Below are 20,779 nucleotides of genomic sequence, written 5' to 3'. Positions count from 1 at the left end.
CCAGACGCCACAGACGATCTTCCATGAATAAATGTTTAAGAAACTGTCCGTGCTTAACGACGGACCGGGCGCTTCTGCAACTTGCGCTGCAAGGTGCGTCGGTGCATGCCCAGCGCACGGGCGGTGGCGGAGATATTGCCTTCGTGCTCGGTCAACACGCGCTGAATGTGCTCCCACTGCAAGCGGTCCACCGACATCGGATTTTCCGGCACCAGGGTGTCCAGATCGGCGTGTTCGGAGAGCAGCGCTGCCAGCACGTCATCGGCATCGGCGGGTTTGCACAGGTAGTTGCAGGCGCCGCGCTTGATCGCTTCGACTGCCGTGGCGATGCTCGAATAACCGGTCAGGATCAGCACGCGCATTTCCGGGTCCAGTTCCAGCAGCTTGGGCAACAGCACCAGCCCCGAGTCGCCTTCCATTTTCAGGTCGACGGCGGCGTAGTCCGGAATGTCCTGCTGCGCGAGGGCCAGGCCCTCGTCAGCGGAACCGGCGGTGCTCACGCGGAAGCCACGGCGCGCCATGGCCCGCGCCATCACGCGGGTGAAGGTGGCATCGTCGTCCACCAGCAGCAGGTGCGGCAGTTCTTCGCCTTCAACCTGGATTTCGTCAGTCATGCTTCATCTCCTCGTGCGTCACGGGGCAGGCGCAGCTCGGTCAGCGTGCCGCCTTCCTCGTGAGGATAGAGTTTCACCGAGCCGCCCGCGCGGGTCACGCTGGCCTTACTCAAGAACAGGCCAAGGCCGAAGCCTTTGCCCTTGGTGGTAAAAAAGGGTTTGCCGATCTGCTCGGCGATGGCCAGCGGAACGCCGGCGCCATGATCGCGGATGCTGATGCGAATCTCGGTGGCGGTCCAGTCCAGATTCACCTCGAGCCCTTCGGCGCAGGCATCGGCGGCATTGTTAAGCAGGTTCAGCAGCGCCTGGGTCAGATCGGGCGGCGGCGCCAGCATCGGCACATCGCCCTGCCCCAGGCGCTGGAAGCGGTAGGTGGCTTCCGGGCGCATCAGGTGCCAGCGGTTGAGCGCCTGATCGAGCCAGTGCGTGACGGTCTGCTCCTGAACCGACAGCCGGCGATTCGCCTCAGCAGCGCGCACCAGTTGCTGCAGCGTCTCTTTGCACAGCTTGACCTGGTCCTGCAGCACCGAAAGATCTTCCTGCAACGCAGGGTCCTTGTGGTGATGCTGCATTTCCTTGAGCAGCACGCTCATGGTCGCCAGCGGCGTGCCGAGTTCATGGGCAGCCCCGGCAGCTTCGGTCGCCACCGCCAGCAATTGCTGGTCGCGCGCGCCTTCTTCCCGGCGCAAGGCACGCATGTGTTCCTGACGGCGCAGCTCTTCGGCCATGCGCGCGGCGAAGAAGGTGATCACCCCGGCCGCCAGCGCAAAGCTCAGCCACATGCCGTAGATCTGCATGTTCTCGCGGGCCACGAAGGCATCCAGCGGGAAAAACTTGGCCAGCATCAGGGTGTACAGCGCGAGTGCGATCCCCGACAGGATCAGCGAGTAACGCCACGGCAACGTCACCGCGGCGATGGTCAGCGGCACCAGATAATAAGAGACAAAGGGATTGGTCGAGCCGCCGGAGAAGTACAGCAGCGCGCTGTGGATAAACAGGTCGAATGCCAGTTGCACCGCGTATTCGAGCTCGGTCACCGGCCACGAGGTGCGCAGGCGGATGGCCGTCAGCAGGCAGACGATCGCCGAAAAACCCAAGGTGATGTCCAGCTGCAGCCAGGGCAGCGGCAGCAGATCGAACAGATAGGCGAACCCCACCGAGCCGGCCTGCGCACCCAGCACCAGAATACGAATGAAGGTCAGGCGCCAGAGGTTCTGACGGGTAGCGGAAAGCAGTTGCAAGGGGGCGAGCATGAGCTCTCCTGATGAGCGCTCCAGGCGAATCGGAGCGAGTATAACCAATGCGACAACAGTTGCCGTCAAAGTGCGTCAAAGCGCCACATTCATTTGATGTCCGCACAACGGTGCAGGAACAAGCCTTCGGGTTCACAGTCTCATGGGCATCCGTCGGCCGGGGCTTGCCACACGCCTCGGGACGGTTCGCCAAACAAGGAGTTTTTATGTTCAGCCTTCGCCCCACTGCCACATTGTTCACCCTCGGCGCACTCGCGCTGGCCAGCACCCCTGCCCTCGCCGACGACGTTCACTACAACCAGGTTTCGGTCCGTGCCGAGGTCAGCCAGGAAGTGCAGCGCGACCTGATGACCGTCACGCTGTACACCGAAGCGCAGAACACCGATCCCGCCAAACTGGCGGCCGGCGTTACTGAAACCCTGAACAAGGCCCTGGGCGAAGCGCGTCAGGTCAAGGACATCAACATTCGTCAGGGCAGCCGCAACAGCTACCCGGTCTACGACGACAAAGGCCAGAAGATCACCGGCTGGCGTGAGCATGCGGAAATTCGCCTGGAAAGCGCCGACTTTGCCGCCCTGTCGAAGTTGACCGGCGACTTGCTGGGCGGCGACATGAAGATGGGCGGCATGGACTTCTCGATCTCCAATCCCGCGCGCAAGACCAGCGAGGACGCGCTGCTCAAGGACGCCGTCACCGCCTTCCGCGCCCGCGCAAAACTGGTGACCGACGCACTGGGCGGCACCGGCTACAAGCTGGTCAACCTGAACCTCAACACCTCCGGTTTTCCGCAGCCGTACCTGCGCGCGCCGGTCATGATGATGAAGGCCGCGCGTGCCGACGCCGCGCCAACGCCGGATGTCGAAGCCGGCACCAGCCAGGTCAGCGTCGCAGCAGACGGTGTCATCGAAGTCGCTATCCCTTGATGCACGCGGCGGCAGCCGGCGGCTGCCGCTCTTTCCCTCGCACGCTCCCACTTTTTCCGGCCATCCCGTGGCCCCTTCCCCATCAGCGCGCCCCCTGTCTCCTACGCCTCAGGGCGATTCGACCGATTTCCACGCTGGCCGGAATACATAGAATTGTCCCCGGCAACACTCACCCTCAACACGCACCTAAGGCCGCCTGATCCACAGGGCACGGCCGTGCACAGCTAATGATTCAAGGAAGAATCCGATCATGCCTTTTCAAGCTCAACCCGTCATTCCGGTCGACATGACCACCTGCACGTTACGCAGCACGTTCGCGCTGGACCTGCTGACCCAAGTGGCCGAAAAACTCGTGCCAGATTCTTTCGCCCTGGAGATGAGCAACGTCTTCGGCAACGACATCCCGGCTCACCGCTACACGAATCTGCAGGACAAGCTGCTGGCGGGTGAAGTACACAACCCTGGGGTCCTCCTCTCCCGGGATCTAGGCTTCGAAGCGGACTACGACAACCGCGAGCGGGTCATCCGCGTCGATTGGGCATTCTTCGCTCGCACGACCGCCAATCCGCAGCACTACTGGTGGTTGTTGACGGCACTGCTCCACGAATTCGGTCACCACATCGACAACGTCCTGCGCCGGGAACTGACCGATGAGCAGGCGCCAGTGGCAACCGATGCGCCGTTCGAAGAGGGTCATCTATTTACTTTGTGGTTGACCGAAACAGCCTCCCCGTCGCGAGACGACATGACCTTCGCCACGTATGCCGAAGAGGCCTCCACCGAGCGTCAATACGCGATTTCCTGGAAGCAAGCCTGCGAAGCCATTCGCGACTATCTGGCCTCGACCGATCTGCGCTTCGAGCCATCGCACGCCCATTCTGATCGTGAGGCGTTCGAAGCGGGCACTGACACCAAAGGCAGCACTCACCAGACGATCGAATGGGTGCTGCAGGACTTCAAGCTCAGCCGAATGGAAATCGACGCCGTTTATTTCGGCAACTGGTTACGGGATTACTCTCAGGTTGTTGATCCCAAGATCACCCGCGCGGCGGACATCCCGGGCGAATTCCCGGCGACGCTGTCGCGCGACGCCTGGACCCGTCTGGTCGACGTGCTGGCGGCGAAAAAATTCATCGACCTGCGGATGCGCTACCCGAACGAAATGAAGGTCACGCCGGAGAAGCTGGGTGTCTATCGACCGACGGAGCACATCGACAATCCGTTGGTCATCGATCCGCCGTTCCCGGACCCGAAAGTGCGTGATCCGGACTTTGAAGCCTGGGTGCTGCCCGGCGACCCATCCCTGGGTGCCGAGCTCGCCACGTCGATGAAGCGCTACATCGGTAATGCGGTCGGCTACATGGAACAGGAGCTGCGGCTGGCCATGAAACACGGCCGTTCCCTCGACGGCCTGCGCAGTTTCGGCGCCGCACTGCATGTGGTCGAAGACTTGTTCGCCCATTCGAACTTCGTGGAGCTGAGCCTGATCAAGGCCGGGCATGTCAGGGTTCTGCCGTGGACAACGCCTGTTCACGTCAAATGGAATCTGCCCCTGGTCACAGGCACGTTCGGGGCCACCGACGTGGTGGCCAGTCTGGCAGGCCCCCTGGGCAAGATCCTCTTCTCCACCGAAGAGCTGCAGTTTGAAATCTCCCAGCCGGGTTATCGCTCGGACCGGGACAAAGTGATGCTGATACTGCTGAGCGAACATCCCGAACAGGCTTACTTCACTGCATTCAACGCGCTGCTCACGGCCAGGGACGGCATGGTGACGCTCGCTCAGGCGGTCGGTGTGGATACGCTCAGGCTCTACCGCTGGCTGCTCAACACCCCGGCAGCCATTTTGATCAACGCTTACAACAGCGCGGCGCAAGGCGTTCTGACCTGGATCGGCAACAGCGTCGACGATGCACAAACGCTGCTGGGCAGCGATCCAAACGAAGATCCAGACATCGAGCCCACCCACTCACAACTCTCCAAGGATCACGCTGAACACCCGCTTCACGATCTGGCGGCGCTGCTTGCCACCGAAGCCGTGCGCAGGGTCGCCCGGTCCATGGTCGATTACTGGGAGGGCAAACCTGGCGCAGACCCGGTCGCTGTGGCATCGGCCTTCTTTTGCCACCCGGCCGACAGCGAGTGGCAATACCCGATCGTCAACGCATGGGCGGCCAGCAATCCGGCGGAAGTGGCGCGCAGTGAATCAAAGAGTGAGCTGGACAGAACCCAGCAGTTGGCGATCGACGAGCTCCGCGCCATTCAGAACACGCTCATCAAGGACAGTCAGAACTACCTGAATGAGGTGCTAAACACCAAGCTGCCAGCGCCGTCACGCCTTCAGCGGTATCTGGAGGAAGGGTTCATGAAGCTGGCGTCCGAAACCACGTGGTGGAAAGACCTGCAGCAAATCATCAAGTAATAAGCTTATGAATTTCCGAGGCTTGTTGCCCGAGTGAGCCGTGCGGCATTCTTGGCTGTCTATCATCCTGTCGATGAATTCAGGCATGAGTGCCGCACTTAATGAGGTTCACATGGACACATCCTTCAAACCCCTGCTCCTGGCAGCGGCCATGGCACTTTGCGTTCCTTCGGTCCAGGCGGCCAGCACCCTCGTGTATTGCTCGGAAGCCAGCCCTGCCGGTTTCGATCCCAGCCAGTACACCAGCGGCACCGAGTTCGATGCGTCAGCAGAGACCGTCTTCAATCGCCTGACCCAGTTCAAGCGCGGCGGCACAGACGTCGAGCCTGGCCTGGCAACCCAATGGGACGTGTCCGACGACGGCTTGACCTACACCTTTCACTTGCGGCCTGGCGTGAAATTCCACACCACGGACTATTTCAAACCGACCCGCGACTTCAACGCCGATGACGTGCTGTTCACCTTCAACCGCCTGCTGAACCCGGATGACCCGTTCCGCAAGGCGTACCCGTCCGAGTCGCCGTACTTCACTGACATGGGCATGAACACCACCATCAAGCAGGTCGAAAAGGTCGACGATCAGACCGTCCGCTTCAAGCTGAACAACATCGATGCCGCGTTCATCCAGAATCTGGCGATGAGCTTCGCCTCGATTCAATCGGCTGAATACGCGGCGCAACTGATCAAGCAGGGCAAGGCTGGCGACATCAACCTGAAGCCGATCGGTACAGGGCCGTTCGTGTTCAAGCGCTATCAGAAAGACGCGCAGATCCGTTACGTCGGCAACACGGAATACTGGAAGCCGGAGGACGTGAAGCTCGACAACCTGATCTTCTCGATCAATACCGACGCCGCCACCCGCCTGCAGAAACTCAAGACCGGCGAATGCCAGATCAGCGGGTATCCGCGCCCGCAGGACATCGAAGAAGCGCAGAAGGACCCGAACCTCAAGGTGCTGAGCCAGGCCGGTTTCAACCTGGGCTTTCTGGCGTACAACGTGACTCATCCCCCGCTCGATCAGTTGAAGGTGCGTCAGGCGCTGGACATGGCCATCGACAAGCCGGCCATCATCAAGGCGGTGTACCAGGGCGCCGGGCAGTTGGCACAGAACGCTCTGCCACCGGCGCAGTGGAGCTTTGATCCGAACATCAAGGACGCGCCCCACGATCCGGCAAAAGCGAAGCAGCTGCTCAAGGAGGCGGGCGTTGCACCGGGCACGCAGATCAACCTGTGGGCGATGACCGTGCAGCGCGCGTCCAACCCGAACGCGCGCATGTCGGCGCAGATGATTCAGTCGGACTGGGCGAAGATCGGCATCAAGGCCAACATCGTCAGCTATGAATGGGGCGAGTACATCAAGCGCGCCAAGGCGGGCGAGCATGACGTGATGATCTACGGCTGGACCGGTGACAATGGCGATCCCGACAACTGGCTCGGCGTGCTGTACAGCTGTGGCGCGGTGAAGGGCAGCAACTACGCCAAATGGTGCAACCCCAGCTACGACAAACTGGTGACCCAGGCCAAGCTGACCAGCAACCGCGATGAGCGCATCAAGCTGTACCAGCAGGCGCAGAACATCCTGAAAAAGGACGTGCCGATCACCCCGATCGCCAATTCCAAAGTGTTTCAGCCGATGCGCAACGAGGTTCAGGATTTCAAACTCAGCCCGTTTGGCCTGACCCCCTTCTACGGCGTCAGCCTGACCAAATAATCAGGACAAACCAACAGCGAAGTAACACTTGATGACCGAAGCGGGTGCAATCGCCACGTTGCGATGCACCCTTTTGGTGCTGCAAAGATATCGATATGCGACACGCAAACGTTCAACAGCGTCAGAAATTACACTTATGCGACATTCGTGTACGTTCGTGCCACTGTTTGTCACCTCGCTGGCGCCAACATCTTGCTTTGGGTATGGCGCCTGCATAAGTATCCGTGGGACAGGCTCAAAAGGCCGTACCCTCAATCAAAAAATGACAACAACTGAGGCCACCATGCTCAAAAAAGCGGTCATTCCGTTTCTTCTCGGCGCAGGTTTGATCGCCAGCGCTCCCTTCGCCCATGCAGCATCGAGTCTGGTGTTCTGCTCCGAAGGCAGCCCTGCTGGTTTCGATCCAGGTCAATACACCACCGGTACCGACTTCGATGCTTCGGCCGAGACCGTTTTCAACCGTTTGAGCCAGTTCGAACGTGGCGGCACCGCTGTGATTCCAGGCCTGGCCACCAGCTGGGACGTTGCCCCGGATGGCCTGACCTACACCTTCCACCTGCGTGAAGGTGTGAAATTCCATACCACGCCGTACTTCAAACCGACGCGTACCTTCAATGCCGATGACGTGCTGTTCACGTTCAACCGCATGATCAACAAGGACGACCCGTTCCGTAAGGCGTACCCCACCGAATTCCCGTACTTCACCGACATGGCGATGGACACCAACATCACCAAGATCGAGAAGGTCGACGATCACACCGTCAAAATGACCCTCGGCACCGTCGATGCTGCCTTCATCCAGAACCTGGCGATGAGCTTCGCCTCCATTCAGTCCGCTGAATACGCCGCGCAGTTGCTCAAACAAGGCAAACCGGAAGACATCAACCAGAAGCCGATCGGCACTGGCCCGTTCGTGTTCAAGAGCTACCAGAAAGACTCCAACATCCGCTTCACCGGGAACAAGGACTACTGGAAGCCTGAAGACGTCAAAGTCGACAACCTGATTTTCGCCATCACCACTGACGCCTCGGTTCGTGCGCAGAAGCTGAAGAAAGGCGAATGCCAGATCACCGCCTACCCACGTCCGGCTGACCTCGCTCCGCTGAAGGCTGACCCCGCGCTGAAGATGCCTGATCAGGCCGGCTTCAACCTGGGCTACATCGCCTACAACGTGATGCCGAAGATCAAGGGCGAAGACAAGCCGAACCCGCTGGCTGACCTGAAAGTACGTCAGGCGCTGGACATGGCCGTCGACAAGAAAGCGATCATTGACGCGGTGTATCAGGGCGCAGGCCAACTGGCCACCAACGCCATGCCGCCGACCCAATGGTCCTACGACACCACGATCAAAGATGCACCGTTTGATGTCGCCAAGGCCAAGGACCTGCTCAAGCAGGCGGGCGTGAAGGAAGGTACCGAAATCACCCTCTGGGCGATGCCGGTTCAGCGTCCTTACAACCCGAACGCCAAGCTGATGGCCGAGATGCTCCAGAACGACTGGAAGAAGATCGGCATCAACGCCAAGATCGTGTCCTACGAGTGGGGCGAGTACATCAAGCGCGCCAAGGCGGGCGAAAACGGCGCCATGCTGATTGGCTGGAGCGGCGACAACGGTGATCCGGACAACTGGCTGGGTACTCTGTTTGGCTGTGACGCCCTCAACGGCAACAACTTCGCCAAATGGTGTGACAAGCCGTTCGATACCTTGATCCATCAGGCCAAGGAAACCACCGATCAGGCCAAACGCACCGAGCTGTACAAGCAGGCTCAACATCTGCTCAAAGATGCCGTGCCTATGACCCCCATTGCTCACTCGACTGTTTATCAGCCAATGCGCAAGGAAGTTCAGGACTTCAAGATCAGCCCGTTCGGTCTGAACTCGTTCTACGGCGTCAGCGTCAGCGGCAAGTAATACGTCCAGATGACCACTCGGTCGCGTTGCCCCAGGGCGACGCGATCGCGTTGTTATGTGCTCGATCGTTAAATGAAATTGACTATCGTTAGATGCGTAGCGATTGGCGGTTAGCGCCTGTCCGACAGCCCCTGCCTACTTACGATAAGCACTTTTCCTACAAACTTTGAAGCACGCGTAACTATGGACTGTGGGGCGCCAGAGACATACCTTCTGACAAGCCGCAAATACAGTCCGTTGTCTATCTTGAACAGTGAGATGTATCAGGCGTTGATTCTCCATTTGCGCAAACGATTGCCATGGATTGCGCAGGCATTGCCATTCAATGCGCCTCTCACGATAAGGAATATCATGCGTCCAACTATCGTTATGCCGTCACTTATTGCCGCTGGACTCCTGGCTATGACGCCCGTTGTTCAGGCCGCCAGCAAAAGCCTGGTCTTCTGTTCGGAAGGCAGCCCGGCCGGGTTTGATATTGGCCAGTACACCTCCGGTACTGACAACGATGCCGCCGAGCCGATCTACAACCGTCTCGCCGAGTTCGCACGCGGCGAGACCAGCGTCGTGCCTGCTCTCGCAACGAGCTGGGACATCTCCCCTGACAACCTGACCTACACGTTCCATCTGCGCGAAGGGGTCAAGTTCCACAGCAACAAGCTCTTCACGCCCACGCGCGATTTCAATGCCGACGACGTGCTATTCACCTTCAATCGCATGCTGCACAAGGACCATCCATTCCGCGTGGCGTATCCGACGGAGTTCCCGTTCTTCACCAGCATGGGCCTGGACAAAAACATCAAGTCGGTGGAAAAGACCGACCCAATGACCGTGGTGTTCACGCTCAACAACGTTGATGCGGCATTCATCCAGAATGTTTCGATGAACTTTGCGTCCATTCTGTCTGCTGAATACGCTGACAAACTGATGACCTCGGGTGATGTACGCGACATTAACCAGGCGCCCATTGGCACCGGCCCGTTTGTGTTTCAGCGCTATCAAAAAGATTCGCAAATTCGCTACGTGAAAAACAAACAGTTCTGGGACCCGAGTCGGGTCAAGATTGATCAGTTGATCTTTGCGATCAATACAGATGCGTCGGTGCGGGTTCAAAAACTCAAAAAGAACGAGTGTCAGGTCACTTTGAATCCACGCCCGGCGGACGTTGAATCGATCAAAGAGGACAAGAACCTGAGGGTCATCGAAAAGCCTGGGTTCAACCTCGGATACATTACCTACAACGTCCGCCACGCCCCGCTGGACAACTTGCAGGTTCGCCAGGCGCTGGACATGGCGGTGGATAAAAAAGCGATCATCGAGGCGGTGTACCAGGGCGCCGGGCAACTGGCCCAGAACGCCATGCCACCGACCCAGTGGTCCTACGACGACACGGTCAAGGACGCGCCCTACAACCCGGAAAAAGCCCGCGAGTTGCTGCGCGCCGCCGGCGTCAAGGAAGGCACCGAACTGACCCTGTGGGCGATGCCGGTCCAGCGCCCTTACAACCCCAACGCCAAGCTGATGGCCCAGATGCTCCAGGCCGACTGGGCCAAGGTGGGCATCAAGGCGACCATCGTCAGTTACGAGTGGGGCGAATACCTCAAGCGCAGCAAGAACGGCGAGCATGACATTTCGCTGATCGGCTGGACCGGCGACAACGGCGATCCGGACAACTGGATGGGCACGCTCTACAGCTGCGCGTCCATCGGCGGCAATAATTACTCGATGTGGTGCGACGAGAAATACGACGCCCTGGTCAAGGCCGCCGTCTCGAACACCAACAAAGACCAGCGGATCGCGCTGTACAAACAAGCTCAGCATTACCTGAAAGAACAGGTGCCCATTACGCCGATTGCCCACTCGACGGTGATTCAGCCGATGCGCAAGGAAGTGCAAGGTTTCCTGGTGAGCCCGTTCAACCGCAACAACTTCTCGGGCGTCAGCATCGCCGACTGATTCAAAAACATGCCTGGGGGCGCAACCACGCCCTTTGGCATTGCTTTATCCGCGTTTCGCCGGATAGGCAAGAAAATGGCCCATGGGGCCGCACCACCGAGCGGGCTACACCATAAAAAGCCCGCCTCTAAAAAAGCAGCAATCGGGAGCTTCAGAACGTGAAAAAAGCCAGCACCGCTGTATTCGCCTTATCCGTCCTCGCCATCAGCGTCGCGGCCCAGGCAGAGCCGACCAGTCAGGAATTCGTTCCGACCACACTGGCCACCACCAACCTCCAGGGCGAAGCAAAGGGCTTTCTGGAAGACTCGAAACTGACCGGTTCGACCAAGAACTGGTACGCCAACGAACTGCTGCGCCGTGGCGGCGAGTTCCGCCGCAGCGAGAACGGCGTTGTGGTCGACAGTGACCCGCGCCGGATCAACTGGGTTCAGGGCACCATCGTTGATTACAGCTCGGGCTTCACCCAGGGCACTGTCGGCTTCGCCACGCAAATGGCGGTCTACAACGCCGTCGCGCTGGACCGTGACAAAGACGACCTGATGGGCGGCGCCAACCGTACGCTGACCGAAAACAATGGTGACCCTGTTGGGCAGTGGAGCAAGTTGGGCCTGGGCAATATCAAGGCGCGCGTCTCCAACACGACCCTGACCGCCGGCCGTCAGTCGATGAACACCCCGGTGCTGGCTTACATCGGCAACCGTGCGCTGCCTTCGAGCTTCGAAGGGGTGAGCGTGCTGAGTGAAGAGTTCAACAACATCTCGATCCAGGCCGGCAGCTTCGACCGCGTATCGCCACGCACCGAGCAGAGCCTGACCAAGTTCCGTTCCGAGTACACCAACAACACCGCCACCGCCGATCGCGTTGACATGGCGGGCGTTGATTACAAACCCTTCAAAAGCCTGACCACCAGCTTCTACGCGTCCAACGTCGAAGACTTCTGGCATCAGTACTACTTCGCCTTCACCCACGAACTGGGTGACCCCGATGTACTGGGCCTGAGCACCAACCTGAACTACTACAAGACCAAGGATTCCGGTCAGAAGAAGATGGGCGAGATCGACAACGACACGTACAGCCTGTCGTTGACCGCCACTCACAAGGCGCACAGTTTCAGCGTCGCGTACCAGGAAGTCGAAGGCGACACCTACTTCGACTACGTCCACGACACCAACGCGATCTTCCTGGCCAACTCCCTGCTGTCGGACTTCAACGGCCCGAACGAGAAGTCGGTGCAGCTGAGCTACCTGCTGAACATGGCTGACTACGGCGTGCCGGGTCTGAAATTCAACATCTATCAAGCGCGCGGTTTCGACATCGACGGCACCCATTACAAAGGCACCGCTTACGATGTCCGCGGCATGGACGGCGAAAATCACTACGAATACGGTGTCGGCTCGTCGTACACCCTGCAGTCCGGCCCGCTGAAGGCCTCCACGATGCGTGCGACCTACACCACTCACCGCGCGAGCGCCAACCAGGCCGACGGCAACATCAACGAGTTCCGTCTGGTGACCACCATTCCATTCAACATTATGTAATCAGCACGATCGATCGGGCCTCAAGGTGCGGTTTACCGAACTTCGTGGCCCGATACCGACTCACTAATGGCTTCATCACTTGCGGAGTGCGTTACTTGAAATCGACATTCAAACTCGCAACATTGCGCAGCGCGATCGCACTGGCGGTATTCAGCGTTGCGGTCGGCGTATCGGCCAAGCCTCTGGTGGTCTGCACCGAAGCCAGCCCGGAAGGTTTCGACACGGCGCTCTACACCACCGCCGTGACCGCCGATGCTTCGGCGGAAACCATTTACAACCGTCTGGTGGATTTCAAGCCAGGCACCACGGAAATCGTTCCGGCATTGGCCGACACGTGGGAGATCAGCGATGACGGCCTGACCTACACGTTCCACCTGCGCAAGGGCGTCAAGTTTCACACCACCGAATACTTCAAACCGACCCGCGACATGAACGCCGATGACGTGGTCTGGAGCTTCCAGCGTCAACTGGACCCCAACCACCCTTGGCACAAACAGTCGGAGGTCGGTTACCCGTACTTCGAAAGCATGGGTTTCAAAGAGCTGCTGAAGAGCGTCGAGAAAGTCGACGACAGCACCGTCAAGTTCACCCTGACACGCCGCGAATCACCGTTCCTGGCTGACGTCGCCATGGCCTTTGCCTCGGTGTACTCGGCGGAATACGCCGATCAGTTACTCAAGGCCAACAAGACCGGCAACCTCAACAGCCAGCCCATCGGCACCGGTCCGTTTATTTTCCAGCGTTATGCCAAGGACGCTCAGGTCCGCTTCAAGGCCAACCCGGAGTATTTCCGTGGCAAGCCGCCGGCTGACACCCTGATCTTCGCCATCGCTACCGACAACAACGTGCGCCTGCAGAAGCTCAGGGCCAACGAGTGTCAGGTTGCGTTGTACCCGAAGCCGGACGACATTCCGAACATCAAGAAAGATCCGAACCTCAAGGTCGATGAGCTGAACTCGATGACCACCGCGTACATCGCCATGAACACCACGCACAAATACATGAGCGATGTGCGAGTGCGTAAAGCGATCGAGATTGCGTTTGATAAGGAAGCCTACGTCAAAGCTTTGTTTGGCAAGGACAATGCCACCGTCGCCGTGAACCCGTATCCGGACACGCTGCTGGGTTACAACAAAGACCTGAAAAACCCTGCCCACGATCTGGACAAGGCGCGCGCCCTGCTCAAGGAAGCCGGCGTTCCGGAAGGCACCGTGCTGACCCTGTTCACGCGCAACGGCGGCGGTCCGACCAACCCTAATCCGGCCATGGGCGCACAAATGATGCAGTCCGACCTGGCCAAAGTCGGCATTAAGTTAGATATACGCGTCATGGAATGGGGCGAAATGCTCAAACGTGCCAAAAACGGCGAACACGACATGGTGTCGGCCGGCTGGTCAGGTGACAATGGCGACCCTGATAACTTCCTGACCCCACTGCTCAGTTGCGAGGCCGCCAAGAACGGCGAAAACTACTCGCGCTGGTGTAATCAGAAGTTCCAGACGTTGATCGATCAGGCTAGGGAAAAAACCGACCCGGCCGAACGCGCTTCGCTCTACGAGCAGGCTCAAGTGATCTTCAATCAGGACCTGCCGTGGATCAGCATGGCCCACACCAAGGTGTTCACTGCAATGCGCAACAACGTGGAGGGTTACCACATCAGCCCTCTCACCACTAATAACTTCGCTACCACCCAAGTGAAGTAGAAGAAGAATCCGGCGGGCTCTGCTACCCAGAGACCTGCCGGTACCTGATGAGGTACACGAGAAGATGTTTAGTTTTATCGCTCGCCGAGTGGGGTTGCTCATACCCACCTTCTTCGGCATCACCTTGCTGACCTTCGCCCTGATTCGCCTGATTCCGGGCGACCCTGTCGAAGTCATGATGGGTGAACGCCGGGTCGATCCGGAAATGCACGCCCAAGCCATGGAACGTCTTGGCCTGAACAAACCCCTTTATGCGCAATACATCGATTACGTCGGTAAGCTCGCCCATGGCGACCTGGGCGAATCGCTGCGTACGCGCACAAGCGTGTGGTCCGAATTCACTTCGCTGTTCCCGGCAACCCTGGAACTGTCGATTGCGGCGCTGATCTTCGCAGGCATTCTCGGGCTGCTGGCCGGTGTGATTGCGGCATTGAAGCGAGGATCCCTGTTCGACCATGGGGTCATGGGCATCTCCCTGGCGGGGTACTCGATGCCGATCTTCTGGTGGGGCCTGATCCTCATCATGTTTTTCTCGGTATCCCTGGGCTGGACCCCGGTATCGGGACGTATCGACCTGCTGTACGACATTCCCCCCAAAACCGGCTTCATGCTGATCGACACTCTGCTCAGCGATGAAGAAGGTTCGTTCATGGACGCCCTGCGTCACCTGATTCTGCCGGCCATCGTGCTGGGTACCATCCCGTTGGCGGTCATCGCCCGGATGACGCGCTCCTCGATGCTCGAAGTCCTGCGTGAAGACTACGTGCGCACCGCCCGCGCCAAGGGCCTGTCGCCGGCTCGCGTGGTGTTCGTTCACGGCCTGCGCAACGCGCTGATCCCGGTGCTGACGGTGTTTGGTCTGCAGGTGGGCACGCTGCTGGCCGGTGCGGTTCTGACCGAAACGATCTTCTCCTGGCCGGGTATCGGCAAGTGGCTGATCGAGGCCATTGGCGCCCGTGACTACCCTGTCGTGCAAAACGGCATCCTGCTAATCGCCTGCCTGGTGATTCTGGTCAACTTCGTGGTGGACATCCTCTACGGCTTTGCCAACCCACGCATTCGTCATCAGCGCTGAGATCCCTTTTTATGAGCACACCTACTCCCGTAGTAGCAGTCGATCAAAGCCTGCTCTACCCGTCCGTCTACAAAGAGTTCTGGCAGCACTTCTCCAAGAACAAGGGCGCCGTCGCGGGCCTGGCGTTCATGCTGGTGATCGTGTTCTGCGCCCTGTTCGCGCCGTGGGTTGCCCCCCATGACCCGAGCGAGCAATACCGCGATTTCCTGCTGACCCCGCCGGTCTGGCTTGAAGGCGGCCAATGGCAGTTTCTGCTGGGCACCGATGAACTGGGCCGCGACCTGCTGTCGCGTCTGATTCAGGGTTCGCGCCTGTCGCTGCTGATCGGTTTGTCGTCGGTGGTGATGTCGCTGATTCCGGGCATCCTCATGGGCCTGCTGGCCGGTTTCTTCCCGAAAATCCTCGGCCCGACCATCATGCGTCTGATGGATATCATGCTGGCGCTGCCGTCGCTGCTGCTGGCGGTGGCCATCGTCGCGATCCTCGGCCCTGGCCTGATCAACACCGTCATCGCCATCGCCATCGTTTCCCTGCCGTCCTACGTGCGTCTGACCCGTGCAGCCGTTATGGGCGAACTGAACCGTGACTACGTGACCGCCGCGCGTCTGGCCGGCGCAACGCTACCGCGCCTGATGTTCATCACCGTGCTGCCCAACTGCATGGCGCCGCTGATCGTTCAGGCCACCTTGAGTTTCTCCTCGGCGATCCTCGACGCTGCGGCGCTGGGCTTCCTGGGTCTGGGTGTACAACCGCCGACGCCTGAGTGGGGCACCATGCTCGCTTCGGCCCGCGACTACATCGAACGCGCCTGGTGGGTGGTGAGCCTCCCGGGTCTGACCATTTTGCTCAGCGTGCTGGCAATCAACCTGATGGGCGACGGTCTGCGCGATGCGCTGGACCCGAAACTCAAGAACGCCGCCTGAGGACGTCCGAATGTCTCTTTTAAACATCAAGAACCTCAACGTGCGCTTCGGCGACGCCACGGCCACCCCGGTCGTCGACGGCCTGGATCTGGCCGTCGACAAGGGCGAAGTGCTGGCGATCGTGGGCGAATCGGGTTCGGGTAAATCCGTGACCATGATGGCGCTCATGGGCCTGATCGAGCACCCCGGCATCGTCACCGCCGACGCCCTGGTCTTCGACGGCAAGGACATGCTCACGCTCAATGCGCGCCAGCGTCGCAAGATCGTCGGCAAAGACATGTCGATGGTCTTTCAGGACCCGATGACCGCGCTGAACCCGAGCTACACCGTGGGCTTCCAGATCAAGGAAGTGCTCAAGCAGCACTTGGGTCTGTCCGGACGCGCGGCCCACCAGCGCGCGCTTGAGCTGTTGCAGAAAGTAGAGATTCCGGGCGCCGCACAGCGTCTGGACGCCTACCCGCATCAACTCTCGGGCGGCATGAGCCAGCGTGTTGCGATCGCCATGGCCATCGCCGGCGAGCCGAAGCTGCTGATCGCCGACGAGCCGACCACCGCATTGGACGTGACCATCCAGGCGCAGATCATGGACCTGCTGCTGGCCCTGCAAAAAGAGCAGGACATGGCGCTGGTGCTCATCACCCACGACCTTGCCGTGGTGGCTGAAACCGCTCAGCGGGTCTGCGTGATGTATGCCGGCCAAGCCGTGGAAGTGGGTCAGGTGCCGGGGCTGTTTGACGTCCCGGCGCACCCGTACAGCGAAGCACTGCTGGCGGCGATTCCCGAGCACAGCATGGGCGCCGCGCGCCTGTCGACGCTGCCGGGTATCGTTCCGGGTCGCTACGACCGCCCAAGTGGTTGCCTGCTGTCGCCGCGCTGCCCTTACGTCCAGGACAAATGCCGCCAGCAACGCCCGGGCCTCGACCCGAAAGCCCATAGCCTGGCGCGTTGCTTCTTTCCGCTGAATCAGGAGGTGGCGTGATGAGCGAAATCGTACTGACCGCTCGTGACCTTACTCGTCACTACGATGTGTCCCGTGGGCTGTTCAAGCCCCATGCAACCGTGCGCGCGCTCAATGGCGTGTCGTTCGAACTCGAAGCTGGCAAGACCCTGGCGGTGGTCGGTGAGTCCGGCTGCGGCAAGTCCACGCTGGCCCGCGCGCTGACGCTGATCGAAGAGCCTTCTTCGGGATCGCTGAAAATCGCCGGTCAGGAAGTCACCGGCGCGACCAAGGCACAACGCAAACAGCTGCGCAAAGACGTACAGATGGTGTTTCAGAGCCCGTATGCGTCGCTCAATCCGCGGCAGAAGGTCGGCGATCAACTGGGCGAGCCCCTGCTGATCAACACCCGCCTTTCCGCCGCCGAACGTCGCGAGAAAGTGCAGGCGATGATGGCTCAGGTCGGTCTGCGTCCCGAGCACTATCAGCGCTACCCGCACATGTTCTCCGGCGGTCAGCGTCAACGTATCGCACTGGCGCGGGCGATGATGCTGCAGCCTAAAGTGCTGGTGGCGGACGAACCGACTTCCGCGCTCGACGTGTCGATTCAGGCTCAGGTGCTGAACCTGTTCATGGACCTGCAACAAGAGTTCAACACCGGCTACGTGTTCATCTCCCACAACCTGGCGGTGGTGCGTCACGTCGCCGACACCGTGCTGGTGATGTACCTCGGTCGCCCGGCCGAGATGGGTCCCAAGGATGAGATCTACAACCGCCCTCTGCACCCGTACACCCAGGCGCTGCTGTCGGCGACCCCGACGATCCACCCGGACCCGTCGAAGCCGAAGATCAAAATCGTCGGCGAATTGCCTAACCCGCTGAACCCGCCGTCCGGCTGCGCGTTTCACAAGCGCTGCCCGTACGCGACAGAGCGCTGCGCCGCCGAAGTGCCGGAGCTGCGCTGGGTCGACAACCGTCAGGTTGCCTGCCATTACGCGGAACAGTTTGTGGCGTGATGGTTGAGTAAGAAAAAGGCCGTTGCGTGCGAGCGCAACGGCTTTTTTTGTGGCTGGCGTAGGACTGGCTTTAGCCGGGAATTGCAGTGTAGGCTGGCTTTAGCCGGGAATTGCTTTTAGTAGGACCGGCTTTAGCCGGGAATGACCCGACAGGCTCACAAGCAGATCCGATCAATACACATCACGCCGATACCGACCCTGCTCGATCAAATCCCGAACGGCGTCTTCACCCAGCAGCGCGTTCAACGCCGCATCGACACCCGCCGCCATACCTTCGAGGCTGCCGCAGATGTAGATCACAGCGCCCTCGGCCAGCCAGCGACGCAGCTCATCAGCGGCCTCCCGCACGCGATCCTGCACGTAGATCTTCTCAGCCTGATCCCGGGAAAACGCTAGGTCCAGACGCGCCAGTTCCCCACTCGCCAGCCAGCCCTTTAGCTCATCCGCGCAGTGGAAATCGTGGGCAGCGTGGCGCTCGCCAAACAGCAGCCAGTTGCGCTGCTCACCCGACGCGACGCGCGCCTTGAGCAAACTGCGCAGGCCCGCCAGTCCGGTGCCATTACCGATCAAGATCATGGGTGCCGATTCGGCCGGCAGGTGGAAACCACTGTTGCGGCGCACCCGCAGACTGATCGCGCCGCCCACCGCAGCATGCTCGGTCAGCCAGCCCGAACACAGCCCGAGGCGGCCATCGGGGTGCAGTTCCTGACGCACGATCAGCTGCAATACACCGTCCTCGGGAATCGACGCGATTGAATACTCGCGCATCGCCAGCGGAATCAGCGCGTCGATCAACGCCTGCGCGTGCAAGCCCACCAGATGGCTGCGATTCACCGGTAATTGCCGCGAGCACAAGGCTTGGCCGAGGGTCTCGCTCAAGCCATCGACAGTGACCTGCGTATCAGCAGGAATGCCCAGACCGGACAGGAACTGCTCGACCGCAGAGGCCGGGTTGCGCGGTAATACCTCCACCAGATCGCCGGCCTCCCAGAGGGTTGTCGAATCGGCTGTCAGGCCGAGCAAGAACACTTTCGAACCCACGCTTCCGGGGTTCAGCCATTCCCGGGCCACCAGCCTCCAGTTGTGATACTCCGCCGCTTGCCAGACGGTCGTCGGCGTCGAGCCGGTCAACTGGCCCAGTTGCTGTTGCCAGTGTTGCAGCGCCGCACCGTCGCCGCTGTCCACTTCCACCGGTGCGAACAGCGTGCGTCCGCCGCGCTCCGCCAGCCAGCCATGCAGCCGCTGAGCGAACCCGCAGAACTGCTGATACTGACGATCGCCCAGCCCAAGCACCGCGTAGTTGAGATTGTCCAGCGCCAGCGGCCGACCCAGCACCTTGCGCTCAAATCCGCGGGCGCTGTCGGGCGCCTCGCCGTCGCCGAAGGTACTCACGACGAACAGCGCATTGCGGCTCTGATAGAGGTCCTGCTCGGTGATGTCGCCCAGACGCTGCACCTTCACCGGCACACCTGCGGTTTGCAGCTGGCCGGCCGTCTGCCAGGCGAGTTGCTCGGCGAACCCGCTCTGGCTGGCAAAGCCGATCAACCAGGCCGCGCCCTGCTCGCCCGTCGTCGTCGACACTTCACCGCGAGCGTTGCGAATGTCGCGCTTCTTGCGTCGGCGGTCCAGGTAGAGCAACCAGCCGGTGATGAAGAACAGCGGCATCAACAACGCGGCAACGGTCACAACGATGCGTCCGATCAGGCCGAAGTAGCTGCCGGTGTGCAGCGCATAGTTGCTGATCAACAACTGAGAACCGAGGCCTTTCTCGGAATAGCGCGACACCGCCTTGAGCGTGCCATCGGCCGGATCGAGGCTGATCTGGTTCAAGGCACGGGCATGCGGCGCGGTTTTAAGGAGGTAAAACACCGTGGCCATCTGGCCCGGTGCCTGGGGCATGCGCAGGTTGTAGGCCTTGAGATCCGGGCCGGCAGCGCTCTGGATGGTCTGCCAGATGGCGTCATAGTCCGGCGCCGAGGCCGCGATTTCCTTGGGTGCCTCTTTCGCAGCAGGGACTGGACGCGCCCCTGCGCCACGGCGCTGATCGCCCGCCACGGGAGGATCGCCAATCAGCTTGGTCATGCCGTTGCTGAACCAGTCGTAGGACCACATCAGACCGGTGATCGCCAGCAGCAGATAGATGATCAGGCACCAGGTGCCGAATACCGAATGCAGGTCCCAGTTGAAACTGCGTCCCTTCTTCGCCCAGTCCATGGTCAGCCAGACGCGCCAGTTCAGCGGCTTGCGCGGCCAGCGCAGATAGAGCCCGGAGAGGCAGAAGAAAATGAGGATCAACGTGCAGGCTGCGGTGACTTGCTTGCCGTATTCCCCTGCAGCCAGGAATCGGTGCAGGTTGAGGATGAACCCGAAGAAGTCCTGACCGACGGCATCCTCGGTGAACGCGCCGGTGTAGGGATTGAAGTTGTGCATCTCGCCGCGGCGCTGGCCGGGCGGCGGTGTGAACCAGACCTGGGCGATCCTGTCGCCGCCGACATCGATGCGGAACATCGCTACCTTGTCTTTGCCCTGGGCTTCAACCTTGCCGACCATTTCCGCCAGTGACAGTTGGCGACCCTGGGGCTGCACGAACAACACGTCAGGGTTGAGCGCGTCGACGATTTCGTCTTCGAAGGAGTACAGCGCGCCCGTGATCCCCATCAGGGCAAGCACAAGACCGGCCGTGATCCCGAAGAACCAGTGCACTTGAAACAGGACTTTCTTCAACACCCTCGACCCCTCACTCACCCGCTGCGGCGCGCATTATGCGCACAAACGGCATACATTCTCATCTGTGGCTGATTC

14 protein-coding genes are annotated in these 20,779 nt (G+C 60.2%); 11 read left to right on the top strand and 3 right to left on the bottom strand.

Features of this window, described 5'->3' with window-relative positions; translation table 11 throughout:
* Positions 1 to 53: 53 nt before the first annotated feature.
* Together QWI18_RS10990 and QWI18_RS10985 are read right to left on the bottom strand one after the other, a co-directional pair.
* Positions 54 to 614: a response regulator transcription factor gene (locus tag QWI18_RS10990; RefSeq protein WP_065990162.1), complete on the bottom strand. Its 561-nt coding sequence runs from the start codon at positions 612 to 614 to the stop codon at positions 54 to 56.
* Positions 611 to 1,867: an ATP-binding protein gene (locus QWI18_RS10985; RefSeq protein WP_065990166.1), complete on the bottom strand. Its 1,257-nt coding sequence runs from the start codon at positions 1,865 to 1,867 to the stop codon at positions 611 to 613. Before QWI18_RS10985 ends, QWI18_RS10990 begins: the two co-directional genes overlap by 4 nt.
* Before the next feature lie 206 nt (positions 1,868 to 2,073).
* Between QWI18_RS10985 and QWI18_RS10980 the strand changes: the two genes are divergently transcribed.
* The 11 genes from QWI18_RS10980 (at position 2,074) to QWI18_RS10930 (ending at position 17,977) form a co-directional block, all read left to right on the top strand.
* Positions 2,074 to 2,790, top strand: coding sequence for an SIMPL domain-containing protein (locus tag QWI18_RS10980; RefSeq protein ID WP_192132412.1), 717 nt, complete (start codon positions 2,074 to 2,076; stop codon positions 2,788 to 2,790).
* A gap of 250 nt (positions 2,791 to 3,040) precedes the next feature.
* Positions 3,041 to 5,209 carry an HET-C-related protein gene (locus QWI18_RS10975; RefSeq protein ID WP_369318833.1) on the top strand — a complete coding sequence of 723 codons (2,169 nt, stop codon included), beginning with the start codon at positions 3,041 to 3,043 and terminating at the stop codon, positions 5,207 to 5,209.
* 112 nt (positions 5,210 to 5,321) lie between these two features.
* A complete protein-coding gene (locus QWI18_RS10970) occupies positions 5,322 to 6,920 on the top strand; it encodes an ABC transporter substrate-binding protein (protein WP_065990174.1) in 1,599 nt (532 codons plus the stop codon).
* A gap of 283 nt (positions 6,921 to 7,203) precedes the next feature.
* The gene (locus QWI18_RS10965; RefSeq protein WP_065990175.1) at positions 7,204 to 8,832 is read left to right on the top strand and encodes an ABC transporter substrate-binding protein; all 1,629 of its coding nucleotides are present in this window, start codon (positions 7,204 to 7,206) and stop codon (positions 8,830 to 8,832) included.
* Positions 8,833 to 9,183: 351 nt separating this feature from the next.
* On the top strand, positions 9,184 to 10,785 hold the full coding sequence (locus QWI18_RS10960) for an ABC transporter substrate-binding protein (protein ID WP_369318832.1): 1,602 nt from the start codon (positions 9,184 to 9,186) through the stop codon (positions 10,783 to 10,785).
* A 158-nt stretch (positions 10,786 to 10,943) separates the two neighbouring features.
* The gene (locus QWI18_RS10955; RefSeq protein WP_065990179.1) at positions 10,944 to 12,323 is read left to right on the top strand and encodes an OprD family porin; all 1,380 of its coding nucleotides are present in this window, start codon (positions 10,944 to 10,946) and stop codon (positions 12,321 to 12,323) included.
* Between the two features lie 95 nt (positions 12,324 to 12,418).
* Entirely contained in the window at positions 12,419 to 14,026 is a 1,608-nt protein-coding gene (locus tag QWI18_RS10950; RefSeq protein WP_369318831.1) for an ABC transporter substrate-binding protein, read from the top strand.
* Positions 14,027 to 14,090: 64 nt separating this feature from the next.
* Positions 14,091 to 15,101: an ABC transporter permease subunit gene (locus QWI18_RS10945; protein WP_065990182.1), complete on the top strand. Its 1,011-nt coding sequence runs from the start codon at positions 14,091 to 14,093 to the stop codon at positions 15,099 to 15,101.
* An 11-nt stretch (positions 15,102 to 15,112) separates the two neighbouring features.
* A complete protein-coding gene (locus tag QWI18_RS10940) occupies positions 15,113 to 16,024 on the top strand; it encodes an ABC transporter permease subunit (RefSeq protein ID WP_133776273.1) in 912 nt (303 codons plus the stop codon).
* Between the two features lie 10 nt (positions 16,025 to 16,034).
* Positions 16,035 to 17,003, top strand: coding sequence for an ABC transporter ATP-binding protein (locus QWI18_RS10935; RefSeq protein WP_065990186.1), 969 nt, complete (start codon positions 16,035 to 16,037; stop codon positions 17,001 to 17,003).
* Positions 17,003 to 17,977 carry a peptide ABC transporter ATP-binding protein gene (locus QWI18_RS10930; protein ID WP_296314329.1) on the top strand — a complete coding sequence of 325 codons (975 nt, stop codon included), beginning with the start codon at positions 17,003 to 17,005 and terminating at the stop codon, positions 17,975 to 17,977. The genes QWI18_RS10935 and QWI18_RS10930 overlap by 1 nt, the downstream gene beginning before the upstream one ends.
* A 171-nt stretch (positions 17,978 to 18,148) precedes the next feature.
* Here the strand turns inward: QWI18_RS10930 and QWI18_RS10925 are convergent, their stop codons facing one another.
* Positions 18,149 to 20,701 carry a PepSY domain-containing protein gene (locus tag QWI18_RS10925; protein ID WP_369318887.1) on the bottom strand — a complete coding sequence of 851 codons (2,553 nt, stop codon included), beginning with the start codon at positions 20,699 to 20,701 and terminating at the stop codon, positions 18,149 to 18,151.
* Positions 20,702 to 20,779: the final 78 nt, after the last annotated feature.

The organism is Pseudomonas sp. W2Oct36 (genome assembly GCF_041060465.1).
GTDB classification, from domain to species: domain Bacteria; phylum Pseudomonadota; class Gammaproteobacteria; order Pseudomonadales; family Pseudomonadaceae; genus Aquipseudomonas; species Aquipseudomonas graminis_B.
This window is presented reverse-complemented; position numbering and strand designations above follow the sequence as displayed.